We start from the raw sequence: 20,937 nt of genomic DNA on the forward strand, positions 1-20,937 counted from the left end.
GCCAAAAAACGATAAGTCTTAAGAACTATTATGTTCAGAAAATGTATAGATTGGGTTGATATAATGCTAAAGCATGCAATCCTGCTCGCAATTTAGCGAAAAAAGTAAAAAAACAACTAGAATCGAAGCTTCAAACACCCTCGCTAGGCCGGCGCTTTTCTCGTAAAGCTGCCATGCATACATAGATTATCTCATAAATAACAGCAGGCCGATCCCTACATTTTACCCGTTTAATTTAGAAAGGAATGATGCATTGCCGCTTAAACGTTAATCGCTATCTTCGATTAGACCCAATAGACCAAACCAAGATGGAGGATACTAAGAAATGAAAAGAAGAACGATCGCATTAATGGTAGCGTTTCTGCTGATTTTTCAGTACGTGAACTTCGCCGGTGCTTTGAAGACGGCAGAAGCAGCAGGTATTACAGACAATATTATTACAAAAATGAAACTGACTGACAAGGATACCCCTAGTACCGTCATAGCCTCTGTCTATCAATCCGTTTATTATGTAAACCCGGATATCCGTGTCGAATTAGGGCAATATCTGACTTTGAATTATGAGTGGGAGCTTCCTGAAAACCACACTTATAAGAGCGGCGATACGTACACCTTCCAGCTTCCGTCGCAATTTGTCATGTACGGCGGCAATATTTCGGAAAGTTCTTTGGCCGGCACACCTTCAGTCGGAACTTATAAAGTTACGAACGGAACGGTCCTATTAACCTTTAATGAAGAGATCGAAGGCTCAGCCGTTAACGGAACGCTTAGCTTCTGGAATTACTTCACCGAGCAAAGCATCAACTACAAAACGGAAGTCCCTATTCAGTTCAATATCGGAGACAGCATCACGATTCCGATCGCGCCTAAGCCCGGAACCACCCCCATCGCCAAAAAAGGCATTGCGGACAAGTCCTTTAACGCAGAAAACATTAAATGGACCGTTGACGTAAATAAAAATTTGCAAAAGGTGAACGATGCCGTAGTGACCGACATCATTCCCAGCGGCCTGACTTATAAACCCGGCACGCTCAAGGTATACAAAATGGATACGGATACGAACGGTGTTTTGTCCAATCCCGTCCTTGTAACGCCTTTGATCACGGAACCTACGGCTCCTGCTTACGAAATGAAGATCGAGCTCGGAAATATCGCTTCCTCATACCGCGTGGAGTACGAGACGCAAATTACCGATATTACGAAAGCGAATTTCACGAACACCGCCGTGTTGAAAGGCAGCAATATCAGCAATGCCTCAGCCTCTGATACGGTGACGAATACGCGCGGCAAGCTGCTCGAGAAATCGGGTACTTACGACGAGTCTACTCAACTGATTGATTGGGAAATTAAATACAATTTCGGCGAGGATACCATTGCCAATGCAACCTTGACTGACTTGTTTGATAATCGCCATGAGCTTGTCCCAGGCTCCATTAAAGTGTACCCTGTTGCAGATCCGGTTACCGGCACGGCTGGAGCTGAGATTCCGGCAGCTAACTATGCGATAGACACCAACGTTAGCAGCCATCCTAACTATACAGCTAGCAAGAACGGATTTAAACTGACTTTTACGAATCCGAATCCGATTACTGGCGCTTATAAAATCAAATACCAAACTCGCCCGTCATCGAACCTTTATGCCGACGCGACGATTAATAACACCGTTTATTCCGACACGAAACAAAGCTCAGTCAACAAAACGATAAAGCATCACTTCGTGCACAAAACAAATTCCAACGCTAACTACGCAGCTAGAACGATTGACTGGAAAGTAGAAATCAACGCCGACAAATACAATTTGTACGATCTCAAATTCGAGGATACATTCCCTACTCAGCTAGGCGCCTTAAAGCTTGTGCCAGGAAGTCTGGTCGTTAAGCAAAACGGAGTGACCGTCGGCAATTCTGTCTATACGCTTGCTTATAATCCGGTTGGCGATACTGCCACGGCTAAGGGCTTCAGCCTTGTACTCCCGGATGGAAATGCTTCCTATACGATCACGTATACGACGGAGTACGACTATGTAAACACATCTTATTTTTCCAATGCGAACATTGCTTTCACCAACAACGGCAAAGTCATTTGGAAAGAGACGCCTGCTGGCGCCGTTAAGGAGCAAACCGGATCTTCAACGTTTACGCCTAACAAAAACACGCAGGACAACGGCTACAAAAAAGGAAGCTATAACGCGACCGATAAGCAAATCACTTGGACGATCGGCGTCAACTACAATAGCAAAACGATTGCTGCCGCTAAAGTCATAGACAAGCTCGAGTCTGTCCAAAAATATGAAGCCGGCTCTATCGAGGTTCGTAAGCTCGTAATCAACAGCAATGGAACGACTGCTCAAGGCGCTGTCGTTCCGGCATCAGAGTACAGCGTAACGAATCCAGATGCAGCAAATTCGAATACGCTGACCGTTGCCTTTAACCATACGATTACCGAGCCTTACCAGATTACGTTCAAAACGAGTCTCGTGAACCAGTTCATTGACGACACATTGATTAAGAACGATGCTCTATTCAGCGGAACAGGCTTTAACGAGAAGACTTTGCACGCTGAAGTAACGATCCCTAAAGCAGGCGAATATGTAGCGAAAACCGGCGCGCAAAGCGACGATTCGATCAACTGGACGATCTATATCAACCGCGGCCAATCGACCGTGGCTGGCGCCAAAATCAATGATACGCCTAGCAAAAAGCAAACCTTGATCAAACAATCGTTCAAGCTATTCAACACATCCGTAGCTGCGGACGGTACGGTTAACAAGCTAGGGCCAGTAAACACTAATGAGTACGAGCTAGTGTTTACCGAAAATACCAATCCGGCTATCGATAGCGATGAAACCTTTGAGCTCCGCTTCCTAAATACGATTTCCAAGCCTTACATTCTTGAATATCAATCGATTATTGATGCTAAGGACGGCGAGAAGGTATCGAATACCGCTTCGTTCACAGGAAATGGCGTAGGAACAAAGATCATCGACAACCCTTCCGAGGTCAGAGTAGCTCTGTCTGGCGCTGAGGGCAACGGCAGTGTCTATATCGGCTCCTTGAAGATAGAAAAGGTTGATGCGGATGATACAAGCATCAAATTATCGGGCGCAGCCTTTGAATTGACTCGTAATTCCAATGGCAAGAAGTCAAGTGGTACGACCAATGCCGCTGGTGAGCTTGAATTTAACAACCTGCGCTATGGGAAATATACGTTAAAAGAAACGGGCGCGCCTACTGGATATAACATTGACGGTAACGGAATCTATGAGATAACGATAAATTCCTCAACTCCTCTACCGAAGCAAATTGGGAATAAAAAGAAAACAGGCAGCTTGGAAGTGACAAAGGTAGACAAAGACAATAACGCAACCGTCCTTGAAGGCGCTAAGTTCGAGCTATTCAATGTCGCGAACGTAAGCCTTGGACAAAAAACGACAGCGGCTAACGGTAAAGTTTCCTTCACTGATCTCCCGTACGGCAATTATGTGCTGAAGGAAATATCTGCTCCTGCTGGCTACAGCATTGACGGCAGCGGTCAAGTAAATGTAACGATCAATGCAGCAGCTGTTACGCAAAAGGTTGAAAACAAAAAGATCCCTGTCGTTTTGCTTGGCAGCTTGGAAGTAACAAAGGTGGACAGCGCTAATATTGCTGCCGTTCTTGCTGGAGCCAAGTTCGAGCTATTCAATAGCGCGAATGTAAGCCAAGGACAAAAAACGACAGACGCCAGCGGCAAAATCACGTTTACTGATCTTCCTTACGGCAATTACGTGCTGAAAGAAATCTCAGCTCCTGCTGGTTACACAATGATTGGCAATGGCGAGCTGAGTGTAACGATCAATGCTCCAACAAATGCTAAACAAGTAGAGAATACGAAGATCCCGCTTGGCAGCCTGGAAGTGACCAAGGTTGACAGCGATAATGCTGCTATTGTTCTTCAAGGAGCGAAGTTCGAACTGTTCAATAGTGCGAATGTAAGCCTTGGACAAAAAACAACAGCCGTTAACGGTAAAGTATCCTTCACCGATCTTCCGTATGGCAATTATGTGCTCAAAGAAATCTCGGCTCCTGCTGGTTACACAATTAACGGCAGCGGCGAAGTGGCGATTACGATTCAATCAACCGTCGTTAATCCGGTTACCGTCAAAAACGTTAAATTCGTTGCGCCGGTTGTGACGCCTAGCCCAGCGCCTACGGCGACACCGACACCGACGCCAACAAATAAACCTACGGCGACCCCTCCAGTAGTGGTGCCGACTGCAGTACCGTCTCCGACGCCAACTGCTGCTGTTACTCCATCGCCAACAGCGTCACCTGCCGTATCGGCTACGCCGGCACCTACTACTTCTACTGAAAAAGAAGTAACAGAGGTCGACAAGCCAATTGAAGGCGAAGTAGAGATTCCTGAGGATGGCACGCCAATTGGCGGCATTAAACCAGACCATGGCAAGGTTACGATCACGCCAGACGGCAAATGGGTTTACACGCCGGATCCTGGCTACGTCGGCAAAGACAAGTTCTCGATCATCGTCATCGATAAAGATGGCAACGAAGAAGAAATCTTCTTCGAAATTGATGTGGAAGAGCCGCCGCAAGGCGGAGTTATCGCAACGCCAGACGTACCGGTATTGCCTAAGACAGGCGAAGGCAGCTATCTGCTTATGCAGCTCCTCGGCTTCTCGATGATTACAGTTGGACTTGCAACACTCGTTGTGAAAAGAAGAAGAACAAGACGTTAATGGTTATTAAAAAAAGGTGGATCAGGATTATCTCCTGACCCACCTTTCTTTTCGTCCACAGGTTCTGCCAATCAGCTCTCCGCTCTCTCCAGCGGAACATCGCGACGGTTCGACGTGCGCGAGCTCCGAAGCAGCTCAAGCAGCGATGCCGGCCCTGAAGCTGCATAATAATTAGCCTGCTCATCAGGAGCGAGTATTACGCCCAGCTGGTGATGCTCCCCCGCAAAGCGCGCCCGCTGCGCAAATTTTAATTCCCCGTCTAAATTCAACACTTCCAGCTTGCAAAAAGCGGAGTTTTGAACGAGCGCCTCATAAAGATCCTCTTTCGTTCTAACCCGCACGCCATTCACCTTATGCAGCACCTCGCCTGTAACGAGTCCCATCGTCGCTGCCGGCGTTCCAGGCACGATGCCCAGTATGCGCAAGCCGCGCGAGTCATGAACGTACAGTGGCGATTGAGCGGCTTCTACAGAGCGGCTGCGCCAAATGATAGCTTCATGGAAGAGCAGCGACACCAGCGCTGCCAGCGGCAGCAGCATAGGCTGCCACCAGGCTAATATTGCTGCACCCGCGAGGCAGATGCTGTATAGGAGCAGCCCTTTGGCTGCATGCTTTGCTTTATCTTTGGGCAGCAATGACCGCGTCATTTCGGTAAAGCCGATAATCATAGGCAGCGCCACAAACGTCCAGCCCTGCGACCAATCCGCTCCAAACAGCGGTGTCCATGGCAACGCCGACGTTGATGCTCCCGCTCCGGCAGTTGGCACAAGCATCAGTAGCGGTACGGGCCAAAAACCTTGAAGCATATAGCCGCCAACGAGCTTGCCTCTTTTTCCTTCAAGAAATAAAGGCGTAGACAACCGATCTCCTTGCCAGCGTACAAGGACAGCCTCTGCCAGATGGAGAAGGGCGACCAGCACAAGCAGCCCTGCTGCATCGATGCTTGCCAGCGACGCTGCCGCTGATCCGAGAAAGTCCGTTCTCTCTGCGAGCGGCGTCCATCCAATGACCCATTGCAAAAGCGTGATTACTCCTGCGCTATAAGCGAAGCATAAGTACCTGATCCTTGCGAGCATAAGAATGGCGGCAACCGCCCATAGCCAAATTACCGACTCGCCTGTTAACGACACGCCTACGAACGCTCCTGCGACCGACACGGCTATCCCAATCAACAGCCCTGCCAGCAGCGCTTTAAAAACCAGGCCTACCCAGTTATGGAGCTTAACCGCGAACATTTGCCTCTCCATCCGGATTTGCCTCGTGTACTGTAAAACAATAAACAAAACCGCAATATAATAAAATGGCTGTGCAACCAATTGGACAGCCGCTTTTCCGAGCATTTCCAGCAACTCCATCGCCGTTTCCAAAGCCAACACTCCTTTGCTCGTTCCACATGTCCTTATAAGCGCAAAAAAATAAAAGGCCGACTCCGTTAAACAGAGTCAACCTCTTATTCATTCGACGCATGCGCATTATTTCCTGCCTACCGCTTTAATTGCTTCATGGAGCTGAGTGTCATTTTTCTCATCTTGAATCCATTTAATGACCGCTTTCTCCAGCGCTTCCCCGGTCTGCTTGTCGACCTGTCCCGTAGCCGGCAAGCTATGCTCCGTTTGGAACTTTTTAACGGCCGCCGTTGTATCGGCCCCGAAATAACCATCCTCGCGCTTCGGCTCGTAGCCAAGCCCGTGCAGCATAATTTGTACGCTTCGCACCTGCTCGCCCAGCGTATCCTGCTTAAGCGTCTCCGGCAGCGTTAATCTGGCTACCGTATAAAGATCCGGAGGCTTCACCTCAATATCCGGCTTAATCCCCTTCTCGTGAATCCAATTGCCGTTAGGCGTGAGCCATTTGGCAATCGTCATTTTCACCAGGCTGCCGTCCCCTAATGCCTTGTTGTAGCTCACTTGTACCGTACCTTTGCCGAAGGAGGTTTCGCCGACCAGCTTCGCGCCCGCGCTCTCCTGCAAAGCGCCCGCCAATATTTCTGATGCGCTGGCGCTGCCGTTATTCATGAGAACCGCGATCGGGTAGCTTTTGCTTTGCCCCTTGGACAGCGTTTTCTCCCGATTTCCGTCCCGATCCTCCACCTGTACGACCGTTGTGCCTTTCTCCATAAAGGATTGCGCGATTTCTACGACAACTGGCAGCACGCCGCCCGGGTTGTTGCGCACATCCAGCACAAGTCCTTTCATGCCTTGCTCCTCAAGCTTAGCAAGCTCCTGCTTAAAGCGCTCAGCCGTATGAAGAGAGAACTGTCTGATCTCAATAACGCCTGTCCCGTCGGGGCGCAAGCTGCCGTATACCGTTTCCACATCAATATCGTCGCGGATGAGCACGAGCTGAATCGGCTCAGAGAAGCCGGCACGCTGCACCTGAATTTTCGCTTTCGTCCCCTTGGGGCCGCGAATCTTCGCTACCGCATCCTGCAAATTCAGCCCGTCCAGCTTCACTCCATTCACAGAAAGCAGCACGTCTTTAGCTAATAAGCCCGAGCGCTCCGCCGGTGAGCCCTTTATCGGAGATACGACGACAATACGACCATTCTCAAGCGTCACCTCTGCGCCAATGCCTGTGAACGAGCCTTCAATCGATTCTGAAAAATGCGTCGCCACGTCCTTCTCCATATACACGGAGTACGGATCATCCAGCGAAGACATCATTCCGCTTACTGCGCCATCGAGCAGCTCAAGGCGATCGACCTTTTGATAATATTTTGTTTCGATTAATTCCAGTACCGCATTGATCTTCGTCAGCTCGTCCTGCTTGAGCTTGAAACGCCCGCCGTCATCGGCTGCCGAGGCCGTGAGCGCAGGCCTTGACGCCTCGTCTGGTTTAATAATTTGGTCCGCGATCGTCAGCGTAACGAGTACGGATGCAATCATCGTCAGCATAACGAACGCAAATACTGTGCGTCCTTTGAAATGCACCGGTCTACACCACCTTCTCATCTTACACGGTCTTATTTAAGACCATCCTAGTATATGACAATTCGCTTACAATTATTTGTATTTTAGGGTGAAGATGATCCACGCAAAATTTGGGGGATGTTATAGTTCAAACGAGGCAGCCACAATGGGCTGCCTCTAGTTGTTCCAATATGAATGAATGAGCGCTTATTTTAAATAGCTGCTTGGGTTAACCGGCGTTTCGTTTTTGCGAACCTCAAAATGCAAATGCGGTCCAGTCGAGTTGCCCGTGCTGCCAACCTCGGCGATTTTCTGGCCTTTCGACACCTTATCGCCTTTGTCGACCTTGATGCCGCCGTTGCGAATATGGCCGTATAACGTCCACAAGCCATTGCCGTGATCAATGATGACACAGTTGCCGTAGGTGCTCCATGCCTGCGCGACAAGAACTACGCCGTCCTCCGCCGCGTAAATATCCGTACCCTGCGGTGCGGCAAAATCGATTCCCGTATGCGTGTGCTTCTTGCCGGTAATCGGGTGAACCCGCGTGCCAAAGTTCGAGCTTATCCGGTAGCTGTCCCTGATCGGCATGCCCAGCTTGCCGCCCGAATAAGGGTTCGTTATTCTGTTTTTCTCCGCATTCAGCTTGGATACTTTAGCGGCAAGGGCCATCAATAGATCCTCTTGCTCCTTGCTAATTCCTTCAAGCTCCTCCAGCGTGCTGTCGATTTGCTGAAGCTTGCTGTCCAGCTGTTTAATATTGCTCTTATAGCTCGCTATCATCAGTTCCTTCTCTTGTTCCTTCTTCACAAGATGGGCTTCATACAGCTTGAGCTTCTCATAAATGGCCGTCACTTCGGCAAATTGCTTCTCAACCTCAACTTTTTTGAGGGCAACAAGCTCCTTCTCTTCCCGCTGCTCTGCCAAAATATCGCGATCCTGCGACAGAATCGATTGGAGCGCGTCAAAGCGGTCGATAAAATCAGTAAAGCTCGTCGCGCTGAGCAGCACGTCCATGTACGAAACAAATCCGTTTGTGTACATGAGGCGCATACGGGATTGCAATAGCTCATCGCGCGTTTTCACGCGCTCCTCGGCCTGCTCCAGCTCAAGTCCTGTCTGCAGCAGTTCCTCTTCCTTCGCTTCGCTTTGCGCCTGCGTTTTCGTTTTGTTAATGACGACATTATCGATCTCCGACATTAAGTTAGCAATAGAAGCCTCCGCTTCCGATTTCTTGCCTTCAATATCAATCTTCTCGCTCTTGGCGCTGGTAGCCTGTTGATGAGCGCTTGCCGCTTGCTGCTCCGCTTTGGCAGCGCGTCTCTCCGCCGCTTTCATTTCCGCCTTTGCGGCTGCAATTTGTTTCTTGATATCGTTAAGGGAAGCAGCTTCTCCGCCTGTTGGCTGCAATACAAACACCGTGAGCATCATCGTAACTGTGAATAGTACCCATTTCTTCTTCTTCACGTTCGCGTCCACCTACACTTTCAAATACTTGCGTATCGAAATCGTACTGCCCCAAACACCGATCAAAGTACCCAGCCCTATAAGCAGCGTTCCGGTCATCAGGCCGGAATCCTCTATCGTGACAAGCTTTATCATCATGAGTGACAGTTCCATTTGCGTAAACTTTACAAGCTGCGAATAACCCGCCAATACCGCTATCGTTGTAATGACCGAGCTAATGATGCCAATTAATGCGCCTTCAATAAAAAACGGCCAGCGAATAAAGGAATTTGTTGCTCCGACCAGCTTCATGATGCCGATTTCCCGGCGCCGTGCAATAATCGTCATTTTGATCGTGTTAGAGATGAGGAACATAGCAGTTACTGACAAACCGATAACGACGACGATTCCTATGTAACGAACAGCGTTTGTAATTTTGAATAATGTTTCTACCGTGCCTTGCCCATATTTGATTTTGGCAATCGGGATAAGCTCGTCTGCTTTATTGATCGCGTCGATCTGCTTGGCTGCCGCTTCGATCGATTGCGGATCGTAAACCTCTACCGTAAAGGAATCCGGCAGCGGATTTTTTTCTTTTTCATAACCGTCAAGCAAATCCTTGTTCTCGTCGCCCAGGTTTTTGCGAAGCAGCTCCAGTCCCTCTGCTTTGGACACAAACGTTACTTTGCTTACCTCGGTAAGGTTGCCGATTTTATTTTGCAGCTCCGTTATTTTCGCTTTATCGACATTAAGTTGCAGGAATACGCGAATTTGCACCTGGCTTTCAATTTGTGACGCCATATGGTTCACGTTCAAAGCCAGCAATAAAAAGATGCCAAGAATGAACAAAGAAATAAAAATGGAGCTCATGGAAGCAAACGACATCCAACCGTTTCGAATGATGTTTTTGGCGCCTTCCCGGAGATGACGGAGTATGGTTCTAAGCTTCATAACCGTACTCCCCTCTTGCTTCATCACGAACGATATTGCCGTTTTCGATAGCAATGACGCGCTTGCGCATGGAGTTGACGATATCTTTGTTGTGTGTGGCCATTATGATCGTTGCGCCGCGAAAATTGATTTCTTCGAGAAGGTTCATAATGCCTAGCGATGTTTCCGGGTCCAAGTTGCCTGTAGGCTCGTCCGCTACGATAACCGATGGGTTATTGACGATCGCCCGCGCGATCGATACCCGCTGCTGCTCGCCGCCCGACAGCTGCGATGGCAGGCTTGTATGCTTATGCTTCAGTCCGACGAGGTCGAGCACTTCCATCGTCCGTTTCTTGATTACACGAGTCGGCGCTTCGATTACTTCCATGGCGAAAGCGACATTTTCATATACGGTTAGTTTGGGTAATAGTCTAAAGTCCTGAAAAATAACGCCAATATTACGTCTTACAAAAGGAATTTTGCGCGGCTTCAGCTTGCCTATGTTAAATCCGTTAACTGATAGCTGTCCTTTGGTCGGTACTTCCTCGCGATAGATGAGTTTCATGAATGTCGATTTACCTGCACCTGATGGTCCTACTAGATAAACAAATTCATTACGATCTATACGAACGGAGACGCCTCTTAACGCATGCGTTCCGTCGATGTACGTTTTCCATATGTCTTGCATCTCAATCACATTATCACATCCTGTTAATAGTCAGTAGTACTATTTCGACAGTTTGTGCTGAATTCCTTCATAAGAAGCTGGCAATCCTCATTTTTCACAAATCTCATAAATATCCAAATGTCGAAACGAACTCAACTTTCTGAATAGACAAAATTACAGGGCAACGCGCATATACATGTAAGACTGTCCTTGTTTAAACACGCAGAAAGGAGTGATTCGTATCGTAAAACGTATACACATCGGTATCATCGTTATCGCTTCATTGCTTCTCGTTGCCGCAGTCGGCTGGGGCTTTGTCTGGAATTACGCGCTTCAAAAAACCGTTCCTGCTGAGGTAGATGCCGGAGGCATCCCTATCGGAGGCATGCCGGTGAGCGATGCTCTGAAGCTGCTGGATCAATATGAAAACTCGCTGCTGCAGCGGACGATTACGATTCATGCCACGGCTGCTAACGGCGACAACAAGCAGTGGACCGTTGCTGAGCTTGGCTACAAGGCTGAATTTAAGGGCGTTCGCGATGCTTTATTAAAGCTGGGCGAGGGTGATATATGGGAGCGTGCCGTTTATCGGCATCAATTCGCCAAAACATACGGGCTGACGCAAGGCTGGAACCGCGATGTGTTTGATGCCGCCGTCCGCAAGCAGTGGAGCTGGATTGAAAAAAGCGAAACCAAAAACGCTGCCCGCACGATCACCGATACGGATAAAGTCATTTATGAGCCGCATGTTGACGCTTACCGCTTGGACATCGGGAAGCTGCTCGATGAGGTCGATAACTTTGTCGTGCTGAAAAAGGAACAGATTGGCGCATCAGTAAAGCCTGCCTTTGAAGCTGAGCTGTCGATCGCGGCCATCCATCCCGAGCTTACGCTGGAGAAGCTGAAGGACGAGGGGGTCGAGCGTAAAATTGTCGAGTTTTCGACTGACTTCAAAACGAGCGCCGAGGGCCGCGCCCATAATGTCACGGTTACCGCCGAAGCTTTGAACGATTGGGAGCTAGCGCCAAATGAAGTGTTTGACTACAGCAAGCTGATCGCGAGAGCGGAGGAGCTTTACGACTACCGCGAAGCACCGGTTATTTTGAACGGCAAGCTCGTGCCCGGCATCGGTGGCGGGATCTGCCAAGTATCCAGCACCCTCTATAACGCAGCGCTGCGCGCAGGCCTTGAGATCGTGGAGCGGCGCAATCATTCGCTGCCCGTTGCTTATTTGCCGATAGGCCAGGATGCCACTTACGCAGGCGGAGCCATTAACTTCCGCTTTAAAAATACGACAGGCAAACATCTCGTCATTCGCACCCTCGTAGAGGACCGCAGGCTTACCGTTAAAATATTCGGTACGATGAAGGCAAACGAACGCTACGAGATCAATTCCGTAACGCTCAAGACCATTGCGCCATCCGTGCAGGAGAAAAGCAATTCCCTTCTATCTCCCGGCAAAAAGGTGACTGTGGAGAAAGGCAAGGAAGGTTATGTGGTCGAAACGTTCCGCACGCTGCTGCGTGACGGAAAGGTCGTATCCCGTGATCGGCTATCACGGGATACGTACAAAGCTCAGCCTAAGGTGATCGAGGTCGGGCCGCTCAAGGGCGGGAATGGCCCGGCTGCAACGCCGTCTCCGGGACCGGATACGACAGAAGGGCTGCTGGAGGACGGGATTTAGGGAATTTAATCTCAGCTAGAAGCATCTTGATTCCAACGCCGCCATATAAAAAAAGCAGCTCAGCTGATTGCCTCAAGAGGCATCGCTGAGCTGCTTTTATAAAGCCTATAAAAGGCTGTTCATCCTTATCTGCTGCGCTCCAGATACTCGGTTACCCAAGCAGCCGTTTGCTCCAGCGCCAGGCCGGCGCGGCCGATAGCATCCTGCACCTGCGTTTTTGCCGTACCGCCGTAAACGTTACGCGCATTAACGACCTGCTCCGGTTGAAGCACCGCATAGATGCGGTCGTCGAACAGCGACGAGAACTGCTTGAATTCCTCTAGCGTCAAATCCAGCAAGTATTTGTTTTGCTCGATGCAATACAATACCGTTTTGCCGATAACCTCATGCGCTTGGCGGAAAGGCAAGCCTTTGCCGACTAGGAAGTCCGCGATATCCGTTGCGTTCGAGAAATCCTGATTCACCGCTTGGCGCATCCGGTCTTTGTTTACTTTCATCGTCGCGATCATCGGAGCGAACAGTTGAAGCGCGCCTTGCAGCGTCTTCACCGTGTCGAACATGCCTTCCTTGTCTTCCTGCATGTCTTTGTTATAAGCGAGCGGCAGCGACTTAAGAACAGTCAGCAAGCCGACAAGATCGCCGTATACCCGTCCGGTTTTGCCGCGTACAAGCTCGGGCACGTCCGGATTTTTCTTTTGCGGCATAATGCTGCTGCCTGTGCAGAACGCATCGTCCAGCTCAACGAAATGGAACTCCGTGCTTGACCATAGAATAAGCTCCTCGCTCAGGCGCGAGAGATGCATCATAATGATCGAAGCGTCAGCCAGAAACTCAACGATGAAGTCACGGTCGCTTACAGCATCCAGACTGTTCTCGTAGACGCGGTCAAATTTCAATTGGCTCGCCACAAAATGACGGTCGATCGGGAACGTCGTTCCAGCCAAAGCGCCCGCTCCAAGCGGAAGCACATTGATACGCTTATAGCTATCCTGGAGACGCTCGATATCCCGTCCGAACATCGACACGTACGCCATCAAATGATGCGCGAACAGAATCGGCTGCGCGCGCTGCAAATGCGTATATCCCGGCACAATCGTATCGATATTCGCTTTCGCTTGCTCAATAAGCGCCGATTGCAGCTTGTGCAGCATATCCACGAACTCGACAACACGTTTGCGCAGCCACAAATGCATATCCGTCGCCACTTGGTCGTTCCGGCTGCGGCCGGTATGCAGCTTGCCGCCTACCGATCCCACATCGTCGATCAGCGTCTTCTCGATATTCATATGAATATCCTCGTCGCCGATCGAGAATTCGATGTCGTCGCGCTTGATGCGTTGAAGGACGCGGTGCAGGCCGTCCTTAATTTTTTCAACGTCGTCTGCCGGAAGAATGCCTTGCTTGCCGAGCATCGTGACATGCGCAAGGCTGCCTTGGATATCCTCTTCAGCAAGCTCCTTGTCGAACATGATCGAAGCCGTATATTCCTCTACCAATTGGTCCGTTTTTTTCGTAAAACGACCGCCCCATAATTTGCTCACTGGTTCGTTACACTCCCTTGTAAACCTTATTTATTGCTAACTGCAGAGGACACTTTAAGACGCAAAGCGTTCAGGCGGATAAAGCCTGTTGCATCGCCTTGATCATACGCTTGGGAAGGATCAGCTTCCATCGTTGCAATGTCTGGATTGTACAAGCTGACAGGGCTTTGTACGCCTGCTCCAATTACGTTTCCTTTGTAGAGCTTCAAGCGAACGACGCCGCTCACGTTCTTTTGCGATTCCGTAACAAGTGCCTGCAGCGCAAGGCGCTCCGGCGCGAACCAGAAGCCGTTGTATACGAGCTGGCTATATTTTGCGATCAATGAGTCACGAAGGTGCATAACCTCGCGGTCCATTGTCAAAGATTCCATTTTGCGGTGAGCGGTGAACAAAATCGTTCCGCCCGGTGTTTCATATACGCCGCGGCTCTTCATGCCGACGAAGCGGTTCTCTACCATATCTACGCGTCCGATGCCGTGCTTGCCGCCAAGCTCGTTGAGCGTATCCATAACTTCAAGAGCGCTAAGCTCTTTGCCGTTAATTGCCGTACAGTTTCCTTCTGCAAACGTCAGCTCCACATACTCCGCTTTATCCGGCGCATTTTCAGGAGATACGCTCAGCACATACATGCTCTCGTTCTCTTCGGAGCTTGGATCGAACCAAGGATCTTCCAGCATGCCGCTCTCAAAGCTGATATGCAGCAGGTTGCGGTCAGTCGAATAAGGCTTAGCCGCAGAAGCGGTTACCGGAATGTTGTGCTTCTCCGCGTAAGCGATCATTTCTGCGCGGCCCGGGAATTCCTCTCGGAAAGCTTCAAGGCGCCAAGGGGCGATAACGCCGATCTCAGGAGCCAAAGCGGCAGCAGTCAGCTCGAAACGAACTTGGTCGTTGCCTTTGCCTGTTGCGCCATGCGCAATATAAGCCGCACCCTCGGCACGGGCGATATCAACCATGCGTTTTGCGATTAGCGGACGTGCAATGGATGTGCCAAGCAAGTATTGGCCTTCATAAAGCGTTCCCGCTTGGAACATCGGGTAGATAAAATCTTTGGCGAACTCATCGCGAAGATCGTCGATGTACACTTTGGAAGCGCCTGTTGCCAGTGCTTTTTCTTCCAAGCCGTCAAGCTCGTCCTTTTGACCGATATCCGCTGTAAAAGCGATAATTTCTGCGTCATATGTTTCTTTCAACCATTTGAGGATAACCGAAGTATCCAAGCCGCCGGAGTAGGCGAGTACGATTTTTTCTTTTGCCATGTTCGTATCTTACTTCCCTTCGAATAAATTCATATTGTTGGAGCGACAAACCTAGGACATAATAGCGGCCATAATCGCTTTTTGCGCATGAAGACGGTTTTCTGCCTGATCAAAAATGATCGATTGGTCGCCGTCGATAACTCCCTCGCTCACTTCTTCGCCGCGGTGCGCCGGCAAGCAGTGCATGAAGAGATGATCCTTCTTCGCGTATTTCATCAAAGCCTCGTTTACCTGATAAGCGGCAAAAGCAATCTCGCGTTCCTTCTGCTCCGCCTCTTGTCCCATACTCGCCCACACATCCGTGTAAACGATATCGGCTTCGGCAATCGCTTCCTTCGGATCGCGGCAAATATGAATTTGCGAGCCTGTCTCGGCAGCATGATCCTTCGTTTGCTTAATAATATCGGAATCCGGCTCGTAGCCCTCCGGCGTCGCTACGGACATATGCAGACCAAGCTTCGCCGCGCCCATAAGCAGGGAATGCGTCATATTGTTGCCGTCGCCGATATAGGCGATTTTCAACCCTTCCAAGCGGCCTTTTTGCTCAAGAATCGTTTGGTAATCCGCCAGCGCTTGGCAAGGATGCGACAAATCCGTCAATCCGTTGATGACCGGAATCGTTGCTCCGCGGGCGAGTTCAACCACTTTGCGGTGCGCGAATGTACGAATCATAATACCGTCCAAATAGCGGGACAACGTCTGAGCTGTATCCCAGATCGTCTCGCCGCGGCCGATTTGCAGGTCGTTCCCGCTAAGGAAAAGCCCTTGTCCGCCAAGCTGATACATCCCAACTTCAAACGAAACGCGCGTGCGTGTCGATGATTTTTCGAAAATCATGCCAAGCGTCTTCCCTTTTAGCACATGATGCGTTTCGCCTGCTTTTTGTTTTTGCTTAAGATCAATCGCGAGGTCGATCAAGTAACGGATTTCCTCCGGCTTGAAATCGACCAGCATTAGAAAGTCGCGCCCTTTCAAGCTTTGAGCCAATTCCTCATTTACTGTTCCTTGCATGGTGAAGCCCTCCTTCAGGTTAAAACCATTTGCATTGTTATGTTGTTAAACGACAGGACGCTTCGCTTCCAGCAGTTCTGCTAGGATCGCTACGGCTGTATCGATTTCTTCATCAGTGACGAGCAAGTTAGGCAATAGGCGGATAACGTCCGGACCTGCCGAGATGGCAATCAATCCGCGCTCCTGCGCCTGATTCAAAATATCAGCAATCGGCTCTGCGCATGCAATGCCGACGAGCAAGCCAAGACCGCGAACCTCTTTGACAAAAGCATTGGCAGCCAGCTTCTCCCGAAGCTGCGACATCAAATACTCGCCTTTTTGCGCGGCGCGCTCTGACAGGCGATCGCTTACGATCGTCTCAAGCGTCGCTTTTACGACTGCTGTCGCAATCGGCGTTCCGCCGAACGTTGAGCCGTGGCTGCCTGCCGTGAAGCCTTCGCGCAGCTTTTCCTTCGCTGCCATCGCGCCGACCGGGAACCCGCTGCCGAGACCTTTTGCCATCGTAAAAATATCTGGCTCAATCCCGTAATGCTCGTAAGCGAACAGCTTGCCTGTACGGCCCATGCCCGTTTGGATCTCATCCACAATAAGCAGGATGCCTTGCTTCTCGCACAATGCGGCAAGCTCTTTCATGTAGGCAGGGTCAACCGGATAAATGCCGCCCTCCGCCTGCACCATCTCCAGCATAATCGCTGCAGTCTGGTCCGAAACCGCCGCTTCAAGCGCAGCCAGATCGTTTAGCGGAATGGTTTTGAACCCTTGCGGCAGCGGCGCAAAACCTTCCTTCACCTTCGCTTGGCCTGTCGCCGTAAGCGTCGCAAGGGTACGTCCGTGGAAGGATTGCTCAAACGTAATGATTTCAAAACGGCCATTGTTCAGCACCTTCTGATTATAACGGCGTGCCAGCTTAATGGCCGCTTCATTCGCCTCGGCGCCTGAGTTGCAGAAGAACACCGCATCCGCGCAGCTGTTATCCGTAATAAGCTTGCCCGCTTCCGCTTGGTTTGGAATGTGGAACAGGTTCGATACATGCCACAGCTCATCAAGCTGCTTGATAAGCGCCTCTTTGATCTGTTTAGGCGCATGCCCGAGATTCGTAACGGCAATGCCGCTCATAAAATCAAGGTATTTATTCCCTTTATCATCCCACAGCCAGCTTCCTTCGCCCTTTACCAAAGCCATCGGATATCTTGCATAGGTTGGAAATAAAGATTGGTCCACAGCATCAACCGTTTTTGTCTCACTCATCTTTCCTTACACCCGCCCTTCATTCGTCTGGACAATACGCGTGCCTACGCCGCCCTCGCGGACAGCTCTCGTCAGCACGCCTGGCTCCTCGCCGCTTACGATCACGACCTCGCGCACGCGTCCTTGTATACACTGAATGGCTGCACGCACTTTTGGAATCATGCCGCCGTAAATGTCACCGCTCGTTATCATCTCTTCAATCTCGTCCACGGTTACAACCGGAAGCACCTGCTTCTGGCCATCTACCGTTTTCAAAATGCCCGGCACGTCCGTTACGACAATCATCTGCTCGACGCCAAGATGGGACGCAACCGCGCCTGCCGCCGTATCTGCATTAATGTTGTAGCGCTGTCCTGCGCCATCAATGCCGATTGGAGCAATGACCGGAATGTATCCCATTCCCATCACGCCTTCGATAATATCGGCATTCACGTCGGTGACATCGCCTACGAAGCCGATCTCCGCTGCATTCGCAACAGGCTGAGCCTGAATGAGCATGCCGTCAACACCGGATAGGCCAAGCGCCTTCGCGCCGTTGATCTGAATTTTACGAACGATTTCTTTATTGATCCGGCCCGCAAGCACCATCTCGACAACATCAAGCACCGCTTCACTCGTTACGCGCAGCCCATTTACGAACCCCGTCTCGATGCCGAGCTTGCCGAGCGTGTCCGATATGGCAGGACCGCCGCCATGCACGATAACCGGCAGAACACCCGCTAGCTGCAGCTCGCGCAGCTCATCAAAAAAGCTGCTCGGAAGCGCCGCCAGCGTGCTGCCTCCGCATTTCATTACAAATCGTTGCTCCGTCACTGTTCCATGCCCTCCAAGCGTGTACTTTGCTTTAAGTCCGATATGCCGCATTGATGCGGACATAATCATAGGTCAGATCACAGCCCCATGCTGTCGCTGTTCCTTCGCCATTATGTAGATCCACGCGAATAACAACCGTATCGCCCTTCAAATATTCCAAGGCAACCTCTTCGTCGAACACGACAGGACGAGATTGCTCCAATGTCAAAATATCGCCTAGCCGGATATCAACCGTCTCAGGGTTAACCGGCTGGCCTGCACGGCCCACAGCCGCAATAATGCGGCCCCAGTTCGCATCCGCTCCGAACACGGCCGATTTCACGAGCGACGATCCGATAACCGTCTTCGCAATCGCTTGTGCGGAATCGTCGCTAACCGCTCCGTTCACCCGTACCTCAACAAGCTTCGTCGCACCTTCGCCATCGCGGGCGATCGCCTTCGCAAGCACCTCGCAAACATGGCGGATCGCTGCCGCAAATGCCGCCCAGCCCGCATGCGCTTCTGTCAGCTCGTTATTGCCAGCAAGACCGCTCGCCATAGCCACGAGCATATCGTTCGTGCTCGTATCGCCGTCAACCGTAATCATATTGAACGTCAAGTCCGTCGATTGGCGCAGCAATTGTTGAAGCGCCTCGCTGCCGATTGCCGCATCCGTCGTTACGAAGCCAAGCATCGTTGCCATATTCGGATGAATCATGCCAGAGCCCTTCGCAGCGCCGGCCACATGCACGGTTTTGCCATCCAGCTCCAACTCAACGCATACCATCTTCTGTACCAAATCCGTCGTCAGGATCGCTTGGCAGAAGTCGTCCGCGCCTGCGCGACCGCCATCCAGCCTAGCCGGAAGACCGTCGATGCCCACGCGTACTTTATCCATTTTGAGCAGCTCGCCGATAACGCCCGTTGACGCTACCGCTACATGATTCGCCGATACACCGATCGACTCCGCGAATCTAGCACGCATCTCGTATGCGTCCGCGTCGCCTTGCTTGCCTGTGCAGGCATTCGCGTTGCCGCTGTTCACGAGCACAGCGCGCAGCAAGCCGCCCGCTCCGATGCTCTCGCGGGTAACCTGCAGCGGAGCAGCCTGAAACACGTTAGTCGTATAAACACCGGCTGCCGTTGCCGGCACTTCGCATACGATCGCGCCAAGGTCGTGACGCGTCGTTTTTTTGAGGCCGCAATGCAATCCCCCTGCTTTAAAGCCTTTTGGCGTTGTTATCGAGCCGTCTGCGACGACTGAGAACAAGGCTGCTGTTTGATCCTGTCCCATCGTAAAATCGTATCTCCTTCACCTGTATGAGTATGGATGATGATTTCAAAAGATATGTTTCGTTATTTACGGATAAACGGGAACGAATTGCAGACCAAACGTCTCGTCCCAGCCCATCATCAGGTTCAAGTTTTGAATCGCTTGACCTGCTGCGCCCTTAACCAAGTTGTCGATAACCGACACAATCGTTACGCGGCCCGTACGCTCATCGACCGCAAAGCCGATATCGCAGTAGTTGGAGCCCCATACTTCCTTCGTGGCCGGCCATTGTCCTTCCGGACGAATACGCACGAACTTATGCCCTTCATAATAAGTGCGATATAGCTCGATAAAATCGCTAGTGCTGCGCCCGCCCTGAACGGTTGCGTACATCGTGGACATAATGCCGCGTGTCATCGGTACAAGATGCGTCGTAAACGTCGTTACGACCGGCTTGCCCGCCGCATCAGACAGCACCATTTCGATTTCTGGAAGATGCTGATGCTGATTAAGCTTATAAGCTTTCAGGTTTTCATTAAGCTCTGAATAATGAGTGCCCAGCGAAGCGCCGCGACCCGCACCGGAAACGCCCGATTTGGCATCGATAATAATGGTAGCCGGATCGATCCAGCCTTCTTTTACCGCCGGAATAAGTCCTAGCAGCGTCGCTGTCGGGTAGCAGCCCGGATTCGATATGAACGAAGCATCCAGCACCTGATCCCCATAGATTTCCGCCAGACCAAACACCGCTTGCTTCAAATACGCCTCATCCGCAGAAGGCTTCTTATACCACTGCTCGTATAATGCAGGCGATTTCAAGCGGAAATCTCCGGACAAATCAATAACCTTCAAGCCTGCCTCAAGCAAGGACGGAACCAGCTTAGCCGCAACTCCCGCGGGCGTAGCAAGAAATACGACATCCGCTTTCGCTTTGATCGCGGCAGGATCGACATCATCAAGAAGCTCCTCGCGAATGTTCGTCAAATGCGGATAACCTTCTGTAATCGGCGTACCTGCGCTGGAAGACGAGATGATTGAAGTCACCTCTGCCAGCGGATGGGATGCAAGCAATCGAATGAGCTCTACACCGCCGTAGCCGGTTGAACCGATAATCGCAATTTTCACCTTATTGCTCATGTTTATCTCTCCCCAAAACAAGATGCTGCGCGTGGTTTCGACCTTCATTGGCAAGCTCGCTGCAGCTTTATCTATTGCTCTTTCCGCATGCGGAAAGCTTGACTTCTTTCACAACTAATAATTGTACAACATTCGGCAGTTGATGGAAATACGCACATTGTTTCGTATTATTATACATTCGAATTCATAATAATACAACGAACAAATGAAGCGATTATATGAACAAAAATGCCCAATTTCATGCGCCGGAACATGGCTCCGCTCGCCGCGTTTATGTAACATAAAAAAGAGCCTATGAGCTTGCTCCC

General features: G+C 50.6%; 14 protein-coding genes. 2 read left to right on the forward strand and 12 right to left on the reverse strand.

The window, feature by feature from the left end; translation table 11 throughout:
- Positions 1-325 precede the first annotated feature (325 nt).
- Complete coding sequence (locus tag A7975_RS35285) at positions 326-4,735, forward strand: collagen binding domain-containing protein (RefSeq protein WP_065386921.1); 4,410 nt, start codon at positions 326-328, stop codon at positions 4,733-4,735.
- Positions 4,736-4,806: 71 nt separating this feature from the next.
- On the opposite strand, the gene A7975_RS24645 is transcribed toward A7975_RS35285, so the two are convergent.
- The 5 genes from A7975_RS24645 to ftsE form a co-directional block, all read right to left on the reverse strand.
- Positions 4,807-6,102 carry a PDZ domain-containing protein gene (locus A7975_RS24645; RefSeq protein WP_053373839.1) on the reverse strand — a complete coding sequence of 432 codons (1,296 nt, stop codon included), beginning with the start codon at positions 6,100-6,102 and terminating at the stop codon, positions 4,807-4,809.
- A gap of 105 nt (positions 6,103-6,207) precedes the next feature.
- Positions 6,208-7,686, reverse strand: a complete 1,479-nt coding sequence (locus A7975_RS24650) for a S41 family peptidase (protein WP_082198440.1) — start codon at positions 7,684-7,686, stop codon at positions 6,208-6,210.
- A 165-nt stretch (positions 7,687-7,851) separates the two neighbouring features.
- On the reverse strand, positions 7,852-9,111 hold the full coding sequence (locus A7975_RS24655; RefSeq protein ID WP_255314533.1) for a murein hydrolase activator EnvC family protein: 1,260 nt from the start codon (positions 9,109-9,111) through the stop codon (positions 7,852-7,854).
- Between the two features lie 12 nt (positions 9,112-9,123).
- Positions 9,124-10,041, reverse strand: a complete 918-nt coding sequence (gene ftsX / locus A7975_RS24660; protein ID WP_053373837.1) for a permease-like cell division protein FtsX — start codon at positions 10,039-10,041, stop codon at positions 9,124-9,126.
- On the reverse strand, positions 10,031-10,717 hold the full coding sequence (gene ftsE, locus A7975_RS24665) for a cell division ATP-binding protein FtsE (protein WP_053373836.1): 687 nt from the start codon (positions 10,715-10,717) through the stop codon (positions 10,031-10,033). Before ftsE ends, ftsX begins: the two co-directional genes overlap by 11 nt.
- Positions 10,718-10,919: 202 nt before the next feature.
- Here ftsE and A7975_RS24670 point away from each other — a divergent pair, with 202 nt between their 5' ends.
- Positions 10,920-12,371 (forward strand): VanW family protein, encoded by a 1,452-nt coding sequence (locus tag A7975_RS24670; RefSeq protein ID WP_141680415.1) that lies wholly within the window; start codon positions 10,920-10,922, stop codon positions 12,369-12,371.
- Positions 12,372-12,496: 125 nt separating this feature from the next.
- On the opposite strand, the gene argH is transcribed toward A7975_RS24670, so the two are convergent.
- The 7 genes from argH to argC all read right to left on the reverse strand — a co-directional run bounded on the left by argH (position 12,497) and on the right by argC (position 20,629).
- On the reverse strand, positions 12,497-13,912 hold the full coding sequence (gene argH / locus A7975_RS24675; RefSeq protein WP_053373835.1) for an argininosuccinate lyase: 1,416 nt from the start codon (positions 13,910-13,912) through the stop codon (positions 12,497-12,499).
- 26 nt (positions 13,913-13,938) lie between these two features.
- Positions 13,939-15,168 (reverse strand): argininosuccinate synthase, encoded by a 1,230-nt coding sequence (locus tag A7975_RS24680; RefSeq protein WP_053373834.1) that lies wholly within the window; start codon positions 15,166-15,168, stop codon positions 13,939-13,941.
- A 51-nt stretch (positions 15,169-15,219) separates the two neighbouring features.
- Positions 15,220-16,179 carry an ornithine carbamoyltransferase gene (argF, locus tag A7975_RS24685; RefSeq protein WP_065386922.1) on the reverse strand — a complete coding sequence of 320 codons (960 nt, stop codon included), beginning with the start codon at positions 16,177-16,179 and terminating at the stop codon, positions 15,220-15,222.
- Positions 16,180-16,224: 45 nt separating this feature from the next.
- Complete coding sequence (locus A7975_RS24690) at positions 16,225-17,427, reverse strand: acetylornithine transaminase (protein WP_065386923.1); 1,203 nt, start codon at positions 17,425-17,427, stop codon at positions 16,225-16,227.
- Between the two features lie 6 nt (positions 17,428-17,433).
- Entirely contained in the window at positions 17,434-18,219 is a 786-nt protein-coding gene (gene argB / locus A7975_RS24695) for an acetylglutamate kinase (protein WP_065387166.1), read from the reverse strand.
- Positions 18,220-18,271: 52 nt separating this feature from the next.
- Positions 18,272-19,513: a bifunctional ornithine acetyltransferase/N-acetylglutamate synthase gene (argJ, locus tag A7975_RS24700; protein ID WP_053373832.1), complete on the reverse strand. Its 1,242-nt coding sequence runs from the start codon at positions 19,511-19,513 to the stop codon at positions 18,272-18,274.
- A 66-nt stretch (positions 19,514-19,579) separates the two neighbouring features.
- Complete coding sequence (gene argC / locus A7975_RS24705; protein WP_065386924.1) at positions 19,580-20,629, reverse strand: N-acetyl-gamma-glutamyl-phosphate reductase; 1,050 nt, start codon at positions 20,627-20,629, stop codon at positions 19,580-19,582.
- Positions 20,630-20,937 lie beyond the last annotated feature (308 nt).

The organism is Bacillus sp. FJAT-26390, assembly GCF_001682865.1.
GTDB lineage: Bacteria > Bacillota > Bacilli > Paenibacillales > Paenibacillaceae > Pristimantibacillus.